This is a genomic window from Lutimaribacter marinistellae (assembly GCF_042648365.1).
GTDB lineage: Bacteria > Pseudomonadota > Alphaproteobacteria > Rhodobacterales > Rhodobacteraceae > Lutimaribacter_A > Lutimaribacter_A marinistellae.
In genome coordinates, this window is the sequence record NZ_JBHRXI010000049.1 from 248,266 (window position 1) to 265,979 (window position 17,714).

Below are 17,714 nucleotides of genomic sequence, written 5' to 3' on the forward strand. Positions count from 1 at the left end.
GAAACTTCCTCTATCGAATACTTGGGGGCGCCATGCCGATTTTCTGGCTCATCTTGATCGTACTTGCGATCGCGGCCGCGGGTTTCCTTGTCGGACGGCACCGCGCGCTTCAGAGTGCGGGTGGCGACAGCCGAGGTTTGCACTCCCTTCCTGGATATTACGGCTGGAACGTCGCGCTCAAGGCGATCGTGCCGGCTTTCGGTTTGCTCGTGGTCTGGCTGCTGGTCCAGCCGCTCTACGTGAGCAATACCGTTTCGAACATGATCCCCGACAGCGCCATTCCCGAAGGCTCTTCGATGGGCCTTGTCATGGCCGAGGTGCGCCGCACGGCGGCCGGAATGGACAATGCTGTATCAGCTGGTTTGATGACCGAGGACTTTGCCCGCAACGCCCGTGCCGATTTCGCGGATGTAACCACCAGACTGCAAGAAGCAGGCCAGATCGTCACCTCGCGTATCACACAACCAGTCTTGCGTGCAGCGCAGGAATACCGCGTCCTCAACAGTACCGGTTACCTTATCATGTCCATCGCGGTCATAGTCTTGGCGGTGCTTGGGGCGCTTTATGGCCTGCGAGAGTCGCGGGCCGCGTTCCGCGCTCGGAATGTCGTAGAACAAGGCGTCCGCGCGCTGCTGATCGCAGCGGCGTCCATCGCGGTATTGACCACGGTTGGGATCGTTCTGTCGCTCGTCTTCAACACGATCGAGTTCTTCCGCTTGTACCCGGCCTCTGAGTTCTTTTTCGGCCTCAACTGGGCGCCGAGCTTCTCCGGGCGCGGTGGTGCCTCGGACCTGGGCATCGTGCCGCTTCTTTGGGGTACCTTCTACATCTCGATCGTGGCACTTCTGGTCGCTGTTCCCATCGGCCTGTTCGCCGCCATCTATCTCAGTGAATATGCACGCCCCGGGCTTCGCGCCGTGGCAAAACCGCTGATCGAGGTTCTCGCGGGTATCCCGACCATCGTTTACGGTCTTTTTGCCCTGCTGACCGTCGGTCCGCTGTTGATGGAAGTCTTTGGCGACGAGGGTTTGGGGTGGATGCAGTCGGGCACTTCGGTCATGACCGCAGGCTTGGTGATGGGCATCATGCTGATCCCCTTTGTGTCGTCGCTGTCGGACGACATCATCAACGCCGTACCCCAAGCCATGCGCGACGGCTCCTACGGGCTGGGTGCGACTCAGTCCGAAACGATCCGCCAAGTCGTTCTGCCGGCAGCCTTGCCGGGGATCGTCGGTGCCATCCTGCTCGCCGCCAGCCGGGCAATCGGCGAGACCATGATCGTCGTCTTGGGCGCGGGCGCTGCCGCCCGGCTGGACCTCAATCCTTTCGAGGCGATGACAACTGTCACAGCCAAGATTGTCAGCCAGTTGACGGGCGATGCGGACTTCGCTTCGCCGGAGGCTCTCGTTGCCTTTGCGCTCGGCATGACGCTCTTCATCCTCACTTTGGGCCTGAATGTCTTCGCCCTTTACATCGTGCGCAAATACCGGGAGCAGTACGAATGACCGACGCAAGCATGAACAGCGCGGCCCCCGAAAGCCGCTCCGGCTCGCTCGCCCAGATCGACAAGCGAACAAAGCGTCGCAATGCAGCGGAAAAGCGTTTCCGCGCCTATGGGTTGGGCGCAATCCTCATCGGTCTTTTTTTCCTGGCCGTTCTTTTCGTGTCGATTATCCGTTCTGGGGTGCCAGCCTTTACAAAAGCGGTCGTCGACATCGAATTCGTACTGACCGAAGCGCAGTTCGAAGAGGCCGAAGGCCAACTGTTCAAGACACGGGCCTATTCGGACCTCTTCATTGCCGAGTTGCAGGAACGCCTTACCGCCCGGGGAATTGCGGCGGAGTTCGACGAGGCAGCCATTGAACGCCTGCTTGGTAAGGTCGGCGGAACGATCCGCAGCTACTATCAGGCCAACCCCGACCAGCTGGGCGAGGAGGTTTCCTTTCAACTGGCAGCGTCGAGCCGGGTCGACGGCTACTTCAAGGGGCGGGTGACACGCGACACGCTGGTGGACAGCCGTTTCCTTCAGGTGAGCGACCTCGATCTCGTAGATGCTCTGGAAGAGGCCGGCATCATCAAGCAGGCCTTCAACTGGAACTTCATCACCGGCGCCGACTCGGGCGTGGACAACCCCGGAGGTGCAGGGATCGGTGCATCCGTTGTGGGCTCGTTCTTCATGATGCTGGTCGTTTTGTTCCTGTCGCTGCCAATTGGCGTCGCGGCCTCGATCTACCTCGAGGAATTCGCGCCGCAGAACAAGTTCACTGACCTCATCGAAGTGAATATCTCGAATCTGGCAGCGGTCCCGTCCATCGTGTTCGGTATTCTTGGCCTCGCAGTTTTCATCCAGTTCATGCACTTGCCGCAATCCGCGCCTTTGGTCGGTGGCCTGGTGCTGACACTGATGACACTTCCTACGATCATCATCTCGACGCGCGCCTCGCTCAAGTCGGTGCCGCCCTCAATCCGGGACGCCGCGCTTGGTGTCGGAGCATCCAAGATGCAGGCCGTTTTCCACCACGTTCTGCCATTGGCCATGCCGGGAATCCTGACCGGAACCATCATCGGCCTCGCACAGGCCTTGGGTGAAACGGCGCCGCTGCTTCTCATCGGTATGGTAGGCTTCGTGGCACGCGGCTACCCGGACGGTTTCCTTGCCGGTTTCACCGAACCCAACTCGGCCATGCCTGCCCAGATCTACACTTGGGCCGCACGGGCCGATGTCAGCTTCTACGAAAAGGCCTGGGGCGGAATCATCATCCTGCTCGCCTTCCTGCTGACGATGAACATCATCGCGATCATCCTGCGCCGCCGATTCGAGCGTCGTTGGTAATCGCGCCCAAACGAGGGTAGAGACATGTATGACGCGCCCCACACCGCGGAGATGAAAGTGGACCAGAAAGAGATCAAGTTCGATTGCCGTGACTGCCAAGTTTATTACGGTGACACCCATGCAATCAAGGACGTGAACGTCCAGATCGAGGACAAGACCGTAACCGCTTTCATCGGCCCCTCGGGCTGTGGCAAGTCCACGTTCCTGCGGTGCTTAAACCGGATGAATGACACAATCGACGTTGCGCGCGTCGAAGGGGATTTCATGCTGGATGGAGAGGACATCTACGACAAGAACGTCGACCCGGTACAATTGCGCGCAAAGGTCGGGATGGTGTTTCAGAAACCCAACCCGTTTCCCAAGTCGATCTATGACAACATCGCATATGGCCCCCGGATCCACGGCCTTGCAAAGAACAAGGCCGAACTGGACGAAATCGTTGAAAAAAGCCTCCGTCGCGGTGCGATCTGGGACGAAGTGAAGGACCGCCTTCACGCGCCAGGAACCGGCCTTTCGGGGGGGCAGCAGCAGCGCCTGTGCATCGCGCGTGCCGTGGCGACAGAGCCCGAGGTGCTGTTGATGGATGAGCCGTGCTCGGCCCTCGACCCGATAGCCACCGGCCAGGTCGAAGAGCTGATCGACGAGCTGCGCGAAAACTACTCGGTCGTCATCGTCACCCACTCGATGCAGCAAGCCGCGCGCGTCAGCCAGAAGACTGCCTTCTTCCATTTGGGCAACCTTGTCGAATACGGCGAAACCGGTCAGATCTTCACAAATCCGGTGGATCCCCGGACGGAAAGCTACATTACCGGCCGTATCGGCTAAGCACGAGAGAGGCTGCTATGTCTACTGAACACATCCTGTCGGTCTACGACCGCGACCTGGAAACCGTGCAAGCCCATATCATGAAGATGGGCGGGCTGGTCGAAGCTGCGATCATGAGCGCAGCCAAATCGCTGGAAACCCGCGATGTCGAATTGGCCGAAACCGTTCGCGCGGGTGACAAGGCAATTGATGCCCTCGAAGACCTGATAAACGAGGAAACGGCCCGCGTCATCGCGCTGCGTGCGCCGACGGCGCGCGACTTGCGGCTTGTTTTGTCGGCTTTGAAGGTTGCATCGAACCTCGAGCGCATCGGCGACTATGCCAAGAACATCGCCAAGCGTACTTCGGTCATCGCCGAAGCCCAGACCGTCAAGGAAATGGCACCCGGCCTTCGCCGGATGGCGCGTGAGGTCGAGATCATGCTCAAGGACGCGCTTGATTCCTATATCCAGCGCGATGCCGACATTGCAAAGGACGTGATCGAACGCGACCGTGACGTCGACCAGATGTACAACGGTCTGTTCCGCGAAATCCTGACCTTCATGGCAGAGGATCCGCGCTCGATCACGACTTGCATGCATCTGCACTTCATCGCCAAGAACGTGGAACGCATGGGCGATCACGTGACCGCGATCGCGGAAGAGGTGATTTATCTTGTCACCGGGGATCGACCGACCGATGCGAGGCCCAAAGCCGACAACACCTCGCAAATGATCTGAGGAACGCGCCATGTCTGCCGATCAACCCAGCGTTCTTGTGGTCGAGGACGAATTGGCTCAGCGTGAAGTGCTTGGTTACAATCTCGAAGCCGAAGGGTTTCGCGTATTGAAAGCCGAGAACGGTGAAGAGGCACTCCTCCTCGTGGAGGAGGGGGCGCCCGACATCATCGTGCTTGACTGGATGATGCCCAACCTCAGCGGGATTGAGGTCTGTCGCAGGCTCAAGACGCGTCCTGACACACGTGGCATTCCGATCATAATGCTCTCGGCCCGGTCCGAGGAAGTGGACAAGGTCCGTGGACTGGAAACCGGGGCTGATGATTACGTCGTAAAGCCATACTCTGTCGTCGAATTGATGGCACGAGTTCGCACGCAGCTACGCCGCGTGCGTCCTTCGACGGTCGGGTTGCGGCTGGAGTTTGACGATATTGTTCTGGATGCAGAAACCCACAAGGTGAGCCGTGCGGACAAGCCGTTAAAACTGGGACCAACCGAGTTCCGGCTTTTGTCCACTTTCATGGAAAAGCCGGGCCGTGTCTGGAGCCGCGAGCAACTGCTCGACCGGGTTTGGGGTCGCGACATATATGTCGATACGCGCACCGTTGATGTCCATATCGGTCGGCTGCGCAAGGCGCTGACGCAGCATGGTGGTAACGATCCGGTTCGCACGGTTCGTGGCGCGGGCTACGCACTCGGTTGAACTCTCAGCGCGGTAAACCGTCTTCGGTTTGTGCCTGGCTTGCGAGCCAATGGCGAAACAGCCGCAGCGTTTCATCTGCCGACCGGGTCTGAGGCCAAACCAGGTAATAGGCGCCGCGCGCCTCGACCGCATCGGGGTGCGCGGCAACCAGCCTGCCCGTGGCGAGGTCCTGTTCAACGAGATAGTCCGGCATCAAGGCCAAGCCGAGCCCATGCAGAGCTGCCTGCGTGATGGTCGAGAACTGGTCATGCATCATGCCGGGCAGCGGCGCGCGGGTCGTTACCTTCATCGCGGCGAACCAGTCTGCCCAGGCCGTCGGACGGGTCTGGATGTGAAGTAACGGCAGTTTCAAGAGGTCTGCGGGATTTCGAGGAGCGCCATGCGGCAACAGCCCCGGCGCGCACACGGGCAGCACTTTCTCGGTCCGCAGTAGCAGAGCCTCGGTGCCCGGCCAGTCTGGTGTGCCAAAATGGATCGCGGCGTCGAACGGCTCGGACGCGAAAGAGAAGGGGCGCAGGCGAGTGGACATGTTGATCGTGACATCTGGATGCAGGCGCGTGAACTCGGGTAGACGTGGCATCAACCATCGCATTCCGAATGTCGGAAGGATCGCAAGGTTTAATGTGCCGCCCAAGGGCGCCACCTGCAGCGACAGGGATGCCGTGGCGATCTGCGACAGCGCCGTGCGGATCTGGACAACATAGTCCTGACCGGCCTGTGTCAGGGACAGCCTTTTGCGATCACGTTTGACCAATTCAACGCCCAGTTGGCGCTCCAGCCCCTGTAATTGTCGACTGACGGCACTTTGGGTCAGTGCCATCTCCTCGGCCACGGCAGAGGCCGAACCAAGCCGGTCCAGTGCTTCAAGCGCGGACAGGGCAGAAATAGACGGCAACAAACGGCGCGATGGGATCATGTATGACTTTTTTGCATGATTTGCTGAGGAAGTCTCGATGTTAATTGCGGATTTGTCGAGGTATAGTCTCACAAACTCGGCATTGAGGAGGCTCACCGATGAACGTTCAAAACACCAAGCCGGCTCTGCGCGCCAAGGATGCGCCCGATCTGGGCCGTTTCGACTGGGAAGATCCTTTCCGGATGTCCGATCAGTTGACCGAAGATGAGCGCATGATCGCTGCCAGCGCCAAGGCGTATGCCCAGGAAAAGCTGCAGCCGCGCGTCACCAGCGCGTTCGAGAACGAAGAGACCGATCCGGAAATCTTTCGCGAAATGGGCGAAATGGGGCTTCTGGGGACAACCATTCCCGAGGAGTATGGCGGGCTCGGCGCGGGTTACGTCTCCTATGGTCTCGTTGCCCGCGAGGTTGAGCGCGTCGACTCGGGCTACCGTTCGATGATGTCCGTGCAAAGCTCGCTGGTCATGTATCCGATCTATGCCTATGGCAGCGAGGAACAGCGCAAGAAGTACCTGCCCAAGCTGTCGAGCGGCGAATGGATCGGTTGTTTCGGCCTGACCGAGCCTGATGCGGGCAGCGATCCGGCGAGCATGAAGACGCGCGCAGAAAAGATCGATGGCGGATATCGTCTGACCGGGTCCAAGATGTGGATTTCCAACGCGCCGATCGCTGACGTGTTTGTCGTGTGGGCCAAGTCCGACGCGCATGATGGCAAGATCCGTGGCTTTGTCCTTGAGAAAGGCACCAAGGGCCTTTCGGCCCCAAAGATTGCAAACAAGATGTCGCTGCGTGCCTCGATCACCGGCGAGATCGTCATGGACGGCGTGGAAGTCGGTGAAGATGCGCTTTTGCCGAACGTACAGGGACTGAAAGGCCCGTTCGGATGCTTGAACCGCGCACGCTACGGAATCAGCTGGGGTGCGATGGGTGCCGCCGAGTGTTGCTGGCATGCGGCCCGCCAGTACGGCTTGGACCGGACGCAATTCAACCGCCCCTTGGCGCAAACGCAACTCTTCCAGAAGAAGCTCGCGGATATGCAAACCGAGATTTCGTTGGGTCTGCAAGCCAGCCTGCGTGTGGGGCGCCTGATGGATGAAGCCAACGCAGCGCCCGAGATGATCTCGATCGTCAAACGAAACAATTGCGGCAAGGCGCTGGATATTGCCCGTATGGCGCGCGACATGCATGGCGGCAACGGGATCAGCCTGGAATTCCAGGTCATCCGCCACATGGTCAATCTCGAGACGGTCAACACCTACGAGGGTACGCATGACGTACATGCGCTGATCCTCGGACGGGCGCAAACCGGACTGCAGGCCTTCTACTAAGCTCGAACCAAATCAACGTAAATGACGCGCCTTGCAAACAGGGCGCGTCATTTTCTTTTTGGGGTTCACATTGCGTCACGCCCACCATATGTATTCATCAAAGTGAATGTGTTGGCGGCAAAGTACGGATGAAGGGCAGGGGACAGATATGAACACCTTGGATTTTGGAAAGGCCGCAGGACGTGCCATCCGTGGCGTTCTGCCGGTTCTTGATTGGGGCCGCAGTTACTCCAAGGCACAGTTCACCGGCGATCTGACTGCCGCTGTCATCGTAACAATCATGTTGATCCCGCAGTCGTTGGCTTATGCGCTGCTCGCTGGACTACCGGCAGAAGTCGGGCTTTATGCTTCGATTTTGCCTTTGGTCGCATATGGCAGTTTCGGAACAAGCCGTTCGCTTGCCGTGGGGCCGGTCGCCGTTGTTTCACTTATGACAGCGTCTGCGCTGGCACCCTTGGGTCTTGATACAACCACGGAATACGTTGCTGCTGCAGGGCTGCTTGCATTATTGTCCGGCCTTTTCCTTCTGGCGATGGGGGTCTTGCGGCTGGGATTCATCGCGAACTTCTTGTCCCATCCGGTTATTGCCGGGTTTATCACCGCATCCGGCATTCTCATCGCCATAAGCCAGTTGAAGCACATTCTGGGCGTCGACGCGCATGGCCACGCCTTGCCGGAATTGATCGGATCGATTGGCGCCAAACTTGGCCAGATCAACTATCCAACCCTCATCATTGGTGTTCTTGCTCTGGCGTTCCTGTTCTGGGTGCGCAACGGGATGGCCCGTTTTCTGCGGAACCGCATGGGAATGGATGCTGGCCGGGCCGCAACGCTTGCACGTGTCGGGCCGGTCTTTGCCGTGATCGGAACGACATTGGTTGCCTGGATCGCGAACCTGCCAGGCCAAGGTGTGTCCGTGGTCGGAGAAGTGCCAACGGGACTGCCGCCTTTGGGTCTGCCCACGTTCGGGCTTGACCTGATCCAGGCCTTGGCCGGTCCGGCCGTCCTCATTTCGATCATCGGATATGTCGAAAGCGTGTCTGTCGCGCAAACGCTGGCCTCGAAACGCAAGCAGCGCATCGATCCGAACCAGGAGTTGATCGCGCTTGGGGCGTCGAACATCTCTTCAGCTGTATCGGGCGGTTATCCTGTGACGGGAGGTTTCGCGCGTTCGGTGGTTAACTTCGATGCCGGTGCCGAAACGCCAGCCGCCGGCGCGTTCACAGCGGTCGGCCTGTTGTTCGCAGCTATGTTCCTGACGCCGCTGCTTTATTTCCTGCCCAAGGCCACTCTTGCAGCGACAATCATCGTCGCCGTGTTGAGCCTGGTCGACTTTTCGATCCTGACAAGGGCGTGGAGCTACTCCAAGGCAGATTTCTCGGCCGTTTTCGCGACCATCGTCCTGACGCTCGGCTTTGGCGTCGAGGTTGGCGTTGCAAGTGGCGTGGCGATCTCTCTGCTCTTGTTCCTTTGGAAAACCTCGCGCCCTCATGTTGCCGAAGTAGGCCTCGTACCCGGCAGTCAGCATTTTCGAAACATCTACCGGCATAGGGTCAAGACGGATCCGACCATCCTGACACTGCGCATCGACGAAAACCTATACTTCGCAAATGCGCGCAGGATGGAGGACCTGATCCTTGCACGTGTTCATCGCAGCCGCGAAGATATCCGCCATGTCGTCCTGATGTGCTCGGCCGTCAACGAGATCGATCTGAGTGCGCTGGAATCCCTCGAAGCGATAAACGAACGCCTCCATGATATGGGTGTCACGTTGCACCTGAGTGAAGTGAAGGGTCCAGTTATGGATCGGCTGCAAACGAGCCACTTCATTGATGGGATGACGGGGCAGGTCTTCCTGTCTCAATATGACGCTTGGACCAGTCTGACGTCGTCAAAGGCGGCATGACACCATTTAGGTAATCGATCAGGATTAAGTGTGTAATCATGATTATGTAAAAATTACATGCGTACCAAAACAGAGCCTTACGTCATTCTGACCGGCTGGCTTGGCACGGCGCATCCGCCATACTAGTCTCCCTCAACCGAGGTCGGACCGCGATGGGAGGAACGCGTATGGCTATGTCGGCTCAGGACGCGGTCGCCCATGTATTGGCGACAAACCCCGTCTTTGCCACTGGAACCGAGTGCATTCGGGGTGTCGAATACCCCGTGTTCACTAACATTCCGCAGGACTTGCGGAATCTACTGTCGGCAAGCCGTGAGGCTCAGGGCGACGGTGCCGCCGATTTCCTCGTACATGGGGTGCGGCGTTGGACCTATGACGAATTCTGTCGCGATGTCGATGGTGTCGCGCGTGCGCTGTATCATGAGCATGGTGTTCGCGACGGGAAACGCGTGGCCTTGGCGATGCGAAATTGTCCGGAGATGCTCATCCTCATGATGGCGATTTCTTCGCTTGGCGCCGTTGTCGTGTTCCTGAACGCCTGGTGGATGCGTGATGAACTTGATTTTGCGCTTGAAGATACCGGCGCACGCATTGTTTTCGCTGACACCGCCCGAATGGACCGACTGCGTCAATCCGAGCATAGTCTCGTTCTCTACGACGTCGAAACTCAGGACCCGGAAAATTCTTTTCAAAACAGTTTCCTGCGACATGAAGCACCTTCGGTGCCCACTTATCGCATAGACCCTGATTCAGATTTTGCCATCATGTATTCCTCGGGTACGACCAGCCTTCCAAAGGGCGTGGTGCTAACGCACCGAGGTGCCATGAACGCGGTGTATACGTGGTTACTGCAGGCCGTGATCGCCCCGATGGTAACGCCACCAGACCCGTCCGACGCACCGTCGGTGCGTCCCGTGACGCTGATAACGACGCCGTTGTTTCATGTAACAGCAACGCATCCGAGTTTTCTTTTGAGCATCGCGGCCGGTGCCAAGGTCGTTCTGATGGAAAAATGGGATGCTGAGGCTGCAATCCGCTTGATCGAGCAGGAAGAAGTAACGCGCTTTGTCGGTGTTCCAACTCAGTCTGCGGATCTTAGGATCGCCGCTCAAAGCGCTGGAAAGAAATTGAAAACGCTTACCCAAATGGTGTCTGGAGGGGCGAAGCGACCAGCGGCGCAAGTTGCCGAACTGCACGAGACTTTTCCCGCGGCCGAGGCTGCTACTGGTTGGGGAATGACCGAAACCAACGCGCTTGGCATAGGTTTGTCGGGGCCGGAATATCGCGAGAATCCTGACGTGGCCGGACGACTATACCCACCGCTGCAAGAAGTCCGCTTTGTCGACGATCAGGGCCGAGACGTTGCGCCGGGTGAAGTCGGGGAAATGACCGTCAAGAGCGTGACCAACATGCGCTGCTACATCAATCAACCAGAGGCGACGGCAGAAACCATGCAGGACGGCTGGCTGCGAACTGGCGATCTGGCCAAGATTGACGCCGAGGGGTTGATTACCATCGTCGATCGCAAGAAGAACATCATCATCCGAGGCGGCGAGAACATCGCCTGCCTCGACGTCGAGGGCTCTCTGCACCATCATTCCGATGTTCTGGAGGCGTGCGTGTTTCCCATTCCGCATCCACGCTTGGGAGAAACGGTCGGCGCGGCAATTCAAGCCCCCCCAGGAACGCAGTTGACGTGTGACACCATTGCAGAGTTCCTGAGCGGGCGAATTGCCAAGTTTAAAATACCCGAGCGCATCTGGGTCCAGGCAGAGCCCCTGCCCCGCGGCGCCACGGACAAGATTGACCGGCGCGCTATTCGCGCCAGCAGCATCGCCGACATGGAGAAAACAACATGATGTTCGACCTTACCGGACGTGTCGCCTTGTTGACGGGCGCGTCTCGTGGCATGGGACTGGCAATGGCCGAGGCGCTGGCTGAACACGGCGCGACGGTCGTGATCTCCTCCCGTACGCAAGAGGATCTGGACCGCGCTGCCGCAGCGATCAACGCGAAGCAAACCGGCCGTGCCGTCCCGATTGCAGCAAACGTCGGGAAAAAGGACGACATCGCCCGCCTTGTCGAGGCCGCTCGCGACCAAGCCGGTGCTATCGACATCCTCGTTGGGAATGCCGGGGTAAATCCGTATTTCGGTCCGACGTCGGAAATCTCTGATGAAGCTTATGAAAAAACGATGCAGGCGAATGTGCAATCAAATCTCTGGCTGGCAAGTCTCGTCGCGCCGGACATGATTGCGAAAGGGTCTGGTTCCATGATGTTCACCAGCTCGATCGGGGCCTTCAAAGCCTCCACGACGCTTGGAACATATGGCATGTCGAAACTGGCGTTGATTGGCCTCGTGCGAAATCTTGCAGTCGAATACGGGCCAAGCGGAATCCGCGTGAACGCGATTTGCCCCGGCCTTGTGCGAACGGAATTCGCGCGCAAACTCTGGGAGGATCCGGGCGTGGAGCAAAGGATCAGCAATGATATACCGCTGCGCCGTCTTGGTGAACCAGAAGACTTCCGAGGGCTGGCGGTCTACCTGGCCTCGGATGCAAGCAGGTACATGACCGGACAGGCGTTGACCGTCTGTGGCGGGTCGAACATGTGGACGTAAAGGACTGATATGGAACTGAAAGACAAGATCGTCGTGATCACCGGTGCTGCCGGCGGAATTGGTCGCGGCATGGCCGAACGCTTCGCATCCGAGGGGGCGCGCGTCGTCTGCGCTGACCTTGACGGCGACCGCGCGCAAGAGGTGGCCGACAAGATCGGCGGTATTGGTCGCGCGTGCAACGTTGGCAGTGAGGCCGATATCAAGGAGTTGATCGATTTCACCGAGGATCGTATTGGACCGATAGACCTGTTTTGTTCCAATGCCGGGATCCTGACTGCCGGAGGGGTCGAAGTGCCGGACGCGGAATGGCAGCGCATCTGGGAGATCAACGTGATGTCACATGTCTGGGCTGCGCGTCACATGGTGCCCAAGATGATCGCCCGCGGCGGCGGCTATCTCCTGAACACTTCCTCGGCTGCGGGGCTGTTGAACCAAGTCGGTGCCGCACCCTATGGGGTAACGAAACATGCCGCCGTTGGCCTGGCCGAATGGCTGGCCCTGACCTACGGAGATAAAGGCATTAAGGTTTCGGTCTTGTGCCCGCAAGCGGTTCGTTCGGCCATGACAGCGGGTCACGAAGAGTCGGTGGCCGCGATCGATGGTATGTTGGAGCCGGAAGCGGTTGCAGACGCTTGTGTGGAAACCTTGCGAGAGGAACGATTCCTTGTCCTGCCGCACCCCAAGGTTCTCGACTACATCCGCATGAAGACTGCGGATTACGATCGTTGGATTGGCGGAATGCGAAAGCTGAACAAGCAGTTCGGCGGCGAACTTTAAGTTCGCTTTCGCGGGCGGCGCATCAACCCCTCTTGCGCGACGGATGCCACCAGCGTGCCATCTTGTGCGTAGATTGAGCCTCGGTTGAAGCTTCGCCCGCGACCGGCCCAGGGCGATTCCATCGTGTAAAGGTGCCAGTCCTGGAACTGGATCGGCGCATGGAACCACATCGCGTGGTCCAGGCTGGCGCCGTTCACATCGCCGCGAAACCAACTCAGCCCGTGCGGCCTGAGCGCCGAGGACAGCAACGCCATGTCCGACGCATAGGCCAGCAGAATATGCTGCGTCTTTGGGTCCGTTCCCTCGGCTGCCATCATGCGGAACCATAGATGGTTGCGGTCTTCGGTTGGATCGGGGTCGAACAGGTCACGCGGTTCGACCTCGCGGATGTCGATTGGACGAGGCCGCATGAACTCTCCTTGGTAACCCTCTGGAATTCGGTCAACAAATTTCCCATACCACTCGTTCCTTGTCGGTTGGGTATCGGCCGCCGGAACTTTGGGCATCGGATGATGATGATCCCACCCTTCATCCTCGACATGAAAGGAAGCCGACATGTTGAGTATCTGCCGGCCATGCTGAATGGCGACCACGCGCCTTGTGGTGAATGAACCGCCATCGCGCGACCGATCCACCTCGTAAACAACCGGGATAGACGGGTCGCCGGGCCGGATGAAATACGCATGCAGGGAATGGCACAACCGATCGTCTACCGTTCGATAGGCCGCGGCAAGTGCCTGTGCGATGACCTGCCCGCCATAGATCCGGTTTGGTGTTTCGCCCCCCGCGCCCGTACCGCGGAACAGGTCAACCTCAAGGCGCTCGATGTCGAGCAGATCCAGCAGGCGCTCTTCGGCGTCAGTCATGCGTTTTCCTTTGCCTCTCGCGCTTTTGCATACGCGATGAATGTTTCGAAACTATCAGGGTTGGCCATGGAGTCGCGGTTGACCACAGTTCCCGGGTCACCGCCCAATAGCAGTTTCTTGACGGGAACCTCCAACTTCTTGCCGGAGAGTGTGCGTGGGATCTCGGCCACTTGCACGATTTCATTGGGAACGAAACGTGCCGAAACCGACTGTCGAATGGCATTCGCGATCTTCTCGCGCAAAGCATCGTCGAGTTCCAGCCCGGTAGCGGTCACGACGAACAGTGGCATGAAGCTTTCGCGGCCAAGGAATTCCAGGTCCACGACGAGGCTGTCGAGTATCTCGTCGAGACCCTCGACAGCCTGATAGATCTCGGAAGAGCCCAATCGCAGGCCCTTTCTGTTGATCGTGGCATCCGACCGGCCATAGATGACCGACCCACCCTCGGGCGTAATCTCGATCCAATCACCGTGCCGCCAGACGCCGGGATAGGTATCGTAATAGCTCTCGTGCAGGCGCGACCCGTCGTCGTCACCCCAGAAAAACAGGGGCATCGACGGCAGCGGCTCGGTACAGACAAGCTCACCCACTTCGCCGATCAGCTCGCGGCCGTCGGGGTCGAAACTGCGGACGGCGTTGCCCAGGTACCGGCATTGCATCTCACCCGCCCGCACTGGCAGCATGACGTTGCCGCCGACAAAAGCGCCGCAGATATCCGTGCCGCCCGAGATCGGCGCGAGCCAGATATCTGGATCGACGGCATCGTAGATCCAATCGTAGCCATCCGAGGTCAGCGGTGACCCGGTCGCGCCTACGGCCCGCAATGCCGACAGATCCAGCTCATCACGCGGACGAATGCCGGATTTGGCGCAGACCGTGATATAGGCTGCGCCCACGCCGAAGTAATTCGCCCGCTCTTCGGAAACAGACCGCCAGACTGCCAGCATGTCAGGATGGTTCGGAGCGCCGTCATACAGTATGATCGTTGCGCCCTGCCCCAATGCCGACAATTGCGCATTCCACATAATCCACCCCGAAGATGTCAGCCAGCAGAACCTGTCCTCGGCGCGCAGGTCGAGGTGAAGAGACTTTTTGGCACCTTCGATGAGAACACCGCCATGGCCGTGAACGATGGGTTTCGGGTTGCCGGTCGTCCCCGAGGAATAGACGACCCAAAGTGGATGGTCGAATTCGACCTGCACGAACTCCAGCCCGGCCTTCCCGGTGGTCAGCGTGCTCCAGTCGGTTGTGCCGTGCGGCAGATCTCCGGCTACAGGCACGATGATGGTTCGCTCGACCGTAGGCAGCCCGTTCCGGATCGTCTCGATCACGTCTCGTCGATCTACCATTCGACCGGCATGCACATAACCGTCCTGCGCGATGAGCACTTTGGGCGCGATCTGGCGAAAACGGTCGAGGATGGCGACATGGCCCATATCGGGCGCACAGAGCGACCAGATGGCGCCAAGGCTCATGGTCGCGAGTGCGGCGATCATCGCGGTTTCGGTATTGGGCAGAATGGCCACCACACGATCGCCCTGCCCCACGCCCATCTTTTTGAGAGTGGCGGCCACGCTGGCGACCTGCTCCGACAGTTCCTGCCAGCTCAGTTCCTTGCGGCCGAAGGTTTCGGACCGAACGATCAACGCCGGGCCATCGGGTGTTTTCTCGGTCTGCCGCAGCATTTGCTCGGCGAAGTTGAGTTTTGCGCCGGGAAACCACTCGGCCCCGGGCATGCTGCGTTTTGCAAGAACCCGGGTATGCGGCGCGCTCGCCTTCAGGTCGAAGAATTCCCAAATCGCCTGCCAGAACCCTTCGAGGTCTTCAACGCTCCATCGCCAGAGGCCGTTATAATCGTCAAAGGACAGGCCCTTTTCCGACTCGAGCCAGCGCATGAACTCTGCCATGCGGCTTGCCTCGGCGCGTTCGACACTGGGGGTCCAAAGAACAGGGCGGGGATCTGACATCAAGCAAGAGCTCCGTGAACAAGCGCCTTCAATTCGGCGCGGGAGGGATAAGAACTCGACGGTGACAATTGGGTGAAGAACACGACCGACAGATCCTTCTCGCGATCTACCCAGAAAAAGGTCGAAGCCATGCCACCCCAGCTAAAATCACCGATCGAGCCCGGTGTGCGTGAGCGGGCCGGGTCGATAACCACCGCGCCGCCAAGCCCGAAGCCTACGCCATCCATGGGCTGCTCGGCAAAGCTTTGCGGACCCATCGAAGCGATATCGCCGGGAAGATGGTTGCGCATCATGAAGTCGAGCGTAGACGAACCGATGATACGCTGCCCGTCCAAAACGCCACCAAGGCGCAGCATCTCGGCGAAACGCATGTAATCGTCAATCGTGCCGACCAAGCCACCACCGCCGGAATGCATGTCCGTCGTTTCAAAGGACGAGTCTCCGACGGAGTCCACAAGGCGCAACGACTCGCCGCCTGCCTTGGCCGCGTTCAAAGCCATCGCGTCTCCGGCAAGCGGGGTATAGAGCGATGCAAAACGGTCGCCAGTTCCTTCGGGCACGCGAAACGCGGTCTCGCTCATCCCCAAGGGCGCGAAAATCTCCTCGGCAAAGAACTGGCCAAGAGACTTTCCGGAGACCACCTCGACAACGCGGCCAAGAACATCGATTCCGACCGAATACTCCCAATGAGCGCCCGGTTGGAACGCCAAGGGCAGTTCTGCCACGCGATCCACCATGTCCGCCAAAATCCCCTGATTGGGATTGAACATGATCTTTCGCTCGTCCATCTCGTGAGCAAGCACACCGGGATTGAACGGATAGCTCAAACCAGAAGTATGCGTCAAAAGATGATGCAAGGTTGGGGCGTTGGCGGGTTCGGTCTGATCGATCCGCTCGGCCCCCGGCACCAGCGCCTGCAGATCTGCAAATGCAGGCAGGAACTGCGATAGCGGCGCATCGAGGTGAAACAGTCCGCGTTCAGCCAGCATCATGACGGCAAGAGAGGTGACCGGTTTGGTCATCGAATAGATCCGCGCCACGGTATCCCGTTGCCATGGCAGGCCCTGTTCGATGCTACGAAGGCCACACGCATGAAAATAGCGCTCTGTCCCGCCTTCAAAGACGAGGATTGCGCTGCCAGCATATTTTCGAGCCTCGACATATCGCTCCATCCAGTCCGCGATACGTTGCATGCGCGCAGGATCGAGCCGCGCAACGCTGGTGTCATTCATTCGGGGTGTCCTCCTCATCCGCCAGACCTGCGTACAAGTCTCACCGCTGACCCGAAGGGATGGAATTACGTAGGAATACGCATCTCACCCGATCATGCGCGCCATGGCCGCGCGGGTTTCATCGTTGAACCAGCCGCCTTTTGGTGCATTCGCACCATGGGCTGCGGCACGTTCGATGTCTTGGATGGTGGCGTTCCGGATCTGGCGTTTGATCGCGGCATAGGTCCCCGGTGGGTTCTGGGCGAGCCGTGCCGCCTCGACGAGCGCACGCTCGCGAGTTTTCTCGTCTATCACGTCCACTACTCCAAAACGCAACGCGTCCTCTGCCGACATGGGATGCCCCGTTAGCATCAGGCGGCGCAGGGTGTTCGGGTCGAGGGACGAGCGCGCAATCTCCATGGGGCCGACCGGAAAATCAGCTCCGACCCTGACCTCGGCAAGGCCAAGCCTTGCCGATGGGTGCGCGACACGCAAATCCGAGGCCAGTACGAAGAACAGGCCGCCGGCAATGGCCGCGCCGTTGACCGCGCACACGGTGGGCTTCGGGCATGAAAAGAGAGCCAAGAAGCCCATGTTCAGTCCGTGGACGATAGCCTGCTGCTGTTCGAGGTCATAGGTTTGCGCCTCTTTCAGGTCGAGGCCCGCCGACAGAACCTTGAAATCGCTGGTGATGACGATCGCACCAACGGTCGAGTCGCGTTCAAGGTCCTCGACCATCTGCGCGAAATCCATGAGAAACTCGGGGCATAGCGCGTTGACCGGTGCGCGCTGTAGGCAGATTTCGGTGACTCCATCGGAGTGATCCCGCCGCTCCAACCATGTCTTTTCTGTCATTCGATTTCCCCCATCTCGTTGCTTGTTCGAAGCCTAACCGCGCAAGCTCGGATGCGTCGAGACCCCAAGACGTTCATTGCAATGTGACCTTGGGTTCCTCCGCGAATTGTCCGGCACGGTTCCTCCGTTGACAGGGCCAAGGTGTCGCCCATAGGTTGACGGCGCGCGGCGTCGGAAGACAGCCGCGCCAG

15 protein-coding genes are annotated in these 17,714 nt (G+C 59.1%); 10 read left to right on the forward strand and 5 right to left on the reverse strand.

All coding sequences use genetic code 11. The features are described 5' to 3' along the window. Positions 1-32 precede the first annotated feature (32 nt). Genes pstC through phoB form a run of 5 tightly spaced genes read left to right on the forward strand, consistent with a single transcriptional unit; the run spans position 33 to position 5,077 of the window. Positions 33-1,505, forward strand: coding sequence for a phosphate ABC transporter permease subunit PstC (pstC, locus tag ACFORG_RS22525; protein WP_386737841.1), 1,473 nt, complete (start codon positions 33-35; stop codon positions 1,503-1,505). Then, positions 1,502-2,833, forward strand: coding sequence for a phosphate ABC transporter permease PstA (gene pstA / locus ACFORG_RS22530; RefSeq protein WP_386737843.1), 1,332 nt, complete (start codon positions 1,502-1,504; stop codon positions 2,831-2,833). Before pstC ends, pstA begins: the two co-directional genes overlap by 4 nt. 51 nt (positions 2,834-2,884) lie before the next feature. Continuing rightward, on the forward strand, positions 2,885-3,658 hold the full coding sequence (gene pstB / locus ACFORG_RS22535; RefSeq protein ID WP_386738086.1) for a phosphate ABC transporter ATP-binding protein PstB: 774 nt from the start codon (positions 2,885-2,887) through the stop codon (positions 3,656-3,658). Positions 3,659-3,675: 17 nt separating this feature from the next. Further along, complete coding sequence (gene phoU, locus ACFORG_RS22540; protein WP_386737844.1) at positions 3,676-4,377, forward strand: phosphate signaling complex protein PhoU; 702 nt, start codon at positions 3,676-3,678, stop codon at positions 4,375-4,377. 10 nt (positions 4,378-4,387) lie between these two features. Further along, positions 4,388-5,077, forward strand: a complete 690-nt coding sequence (gene phoB, locus ACFORG_RS22545; protein WP_386737845.1) for a phosphate regulon transcriptional regulator PhoB — start codon at positions 4,388-4,390, stop codon at positions 5,075-5,077. A 4-nt stretch (positions 5,078-5,081) separates the two neighbouring features. Here the strand turns inward: phoB and ACFORG_RS22550 are convergent, their stop codons facing one another. Next, the gene (locus tag ACFORG_RS22550; RefSeq protein ID WP_386737846.1) at positions 5,082-5,993 is read right to left on the reverse strand and encodes a LysR family transcriptional regulator; all 912 of its coding nucleotides are present in this window, start codon (positions 5,991-5,993) and stop codon (positions 5,082-5,084) included. A gap of 98 nt (positions 5,994-6,091) precedes the next feature. On the opposite strand from ACFORG_RS22550, the gene ACFORG_RS22555 reads away from it, so the two are divergent. From ACFORG_RS22555 to ACFORG_RS22575, 5 genes are all read left to right on the forward strand, one after another. Next, positions 6,092-7,321 carry an acyl-CoA dehydrogenase gene (locus ACFORG_RS22555; protein WP_386737847.1) on the forward strand — a complete coding sequence of 410 codons (1,230 nt, stop codon included), beginning with the start codon at positions 6,092-6,094 and terminating at the stop codon, positions 7,319-7,321. A 148-nt stretch (positions 7,322-7,469) separates the two neighbouring features. Next, complete coding sequence (locus ACFORG_RS22560; protein WP_386737848.1) at positions 7,470-9,227, forward strand: SulP family inorganic anion transporter; 1,758 nt, start codon at positions 7,470-7,472, stop codon at positions 9,225-9,227. Between the two features lie 167 nt (positions 9,228-9,394). Continuing rightward, entirely contained in the window at positions 9,395-11,086 is a 1,692-nt protein-coding gene (locus ACFORG_RS22565; RefSeq protein ID WP_386737849.1) for a class I adenylate-forming enzyme family protein, read from the forward strand. Then, positions 11,083-11,847 (forward strand): SDR family NAD(P)-dependent oxidoreductase, encoded by a 765-nt coding sequence (locus ACFORG_RS22570; RefSeq protein ID WP_386737850.1) that lies wholly within the window; start codon positions 11,083-11,085, stop codon positions 11,845-11,847. Before ACFORG_RS22565 ends, ACFORG_RS22570 begins: the two co-directional genes overlap by 4 nt. 9 nt (positions 11,848-11,856) lie before the next feature. Then, positions 11,857-12,624 (forward strand): SDR family oxidoreductase, encoded by a 768-nt coding sequence (locus tag ACFORG_RS22575; protein ID WP_386737851.1) that lies wholly within the window; start codon positions 11,857-11,859, stop codon positions 12,622-12,624. On the opposite strand, the gene ACFORG_RS22580 is transcribed toward ACFORG_RS22575, so the two are convergent. From ACFORG_RS22580 to ACFORG_RS22595, 4 genes are all read right to left on the reverse strand, one after another. Continuing rightward, positions 12,621-13,490 carry an acyl-CoA thioesterase gene (locus ACFORG_RS22580; RefSeq protein WP_386737852.1) on the reverse strand — a complete coding sequence of 290 codons (870 nt, stop codon included), beginning with the start codon at positions 13,488-13,490 and terminating at the stop codon, positions 12,621-12,623. The two genes, ACFORG_RS22575 and ACFORG_RS22580, sit on opposite strands and share 4 nt — an antisense overlap. Continuing rightward, a complete protein-coding gene (locus ACFORG_RS22585) occupies positions 13,487-15,457 on the reverse strand; it encodes an acetoacetate--CoA ligase (protein WP_386737853.1) in 1,971 nt (656 codons plus the stop codon). Before ACFORG_RS22585 ends, ACFORG_RS22580 begins: the two co-directional genes overlap by 4 nt. Then, a complete protein-coding gene (locus ACFORG_RS22590; protein ID WP_386737854.1) occupies positions 15,457-16,689 on the reverse strand; it encodes a serine hydrolase domain-containing protein in 1,233 nt (410 codons plus the stop codon). Before ACFORG_RS22590 ends, ACFORG_RS22585 begins: the two co-directional genes overlap by 1 nt. Positions 16,690-16,773: 84 nt before the next feature. Continuing rightward, entirely contained in the window at positions 16,774-17,523 is a 750-nt protein-coding gene (locus tag ACFORG_RS22595; RefSeq protein ID WP_386737856.1) for an enoyl-CoA hydratase/isomerase family protein, read from the reverse strand. Between the last annotated feature and the right edge of the window lie 191 nt (positions 17,524-17,714).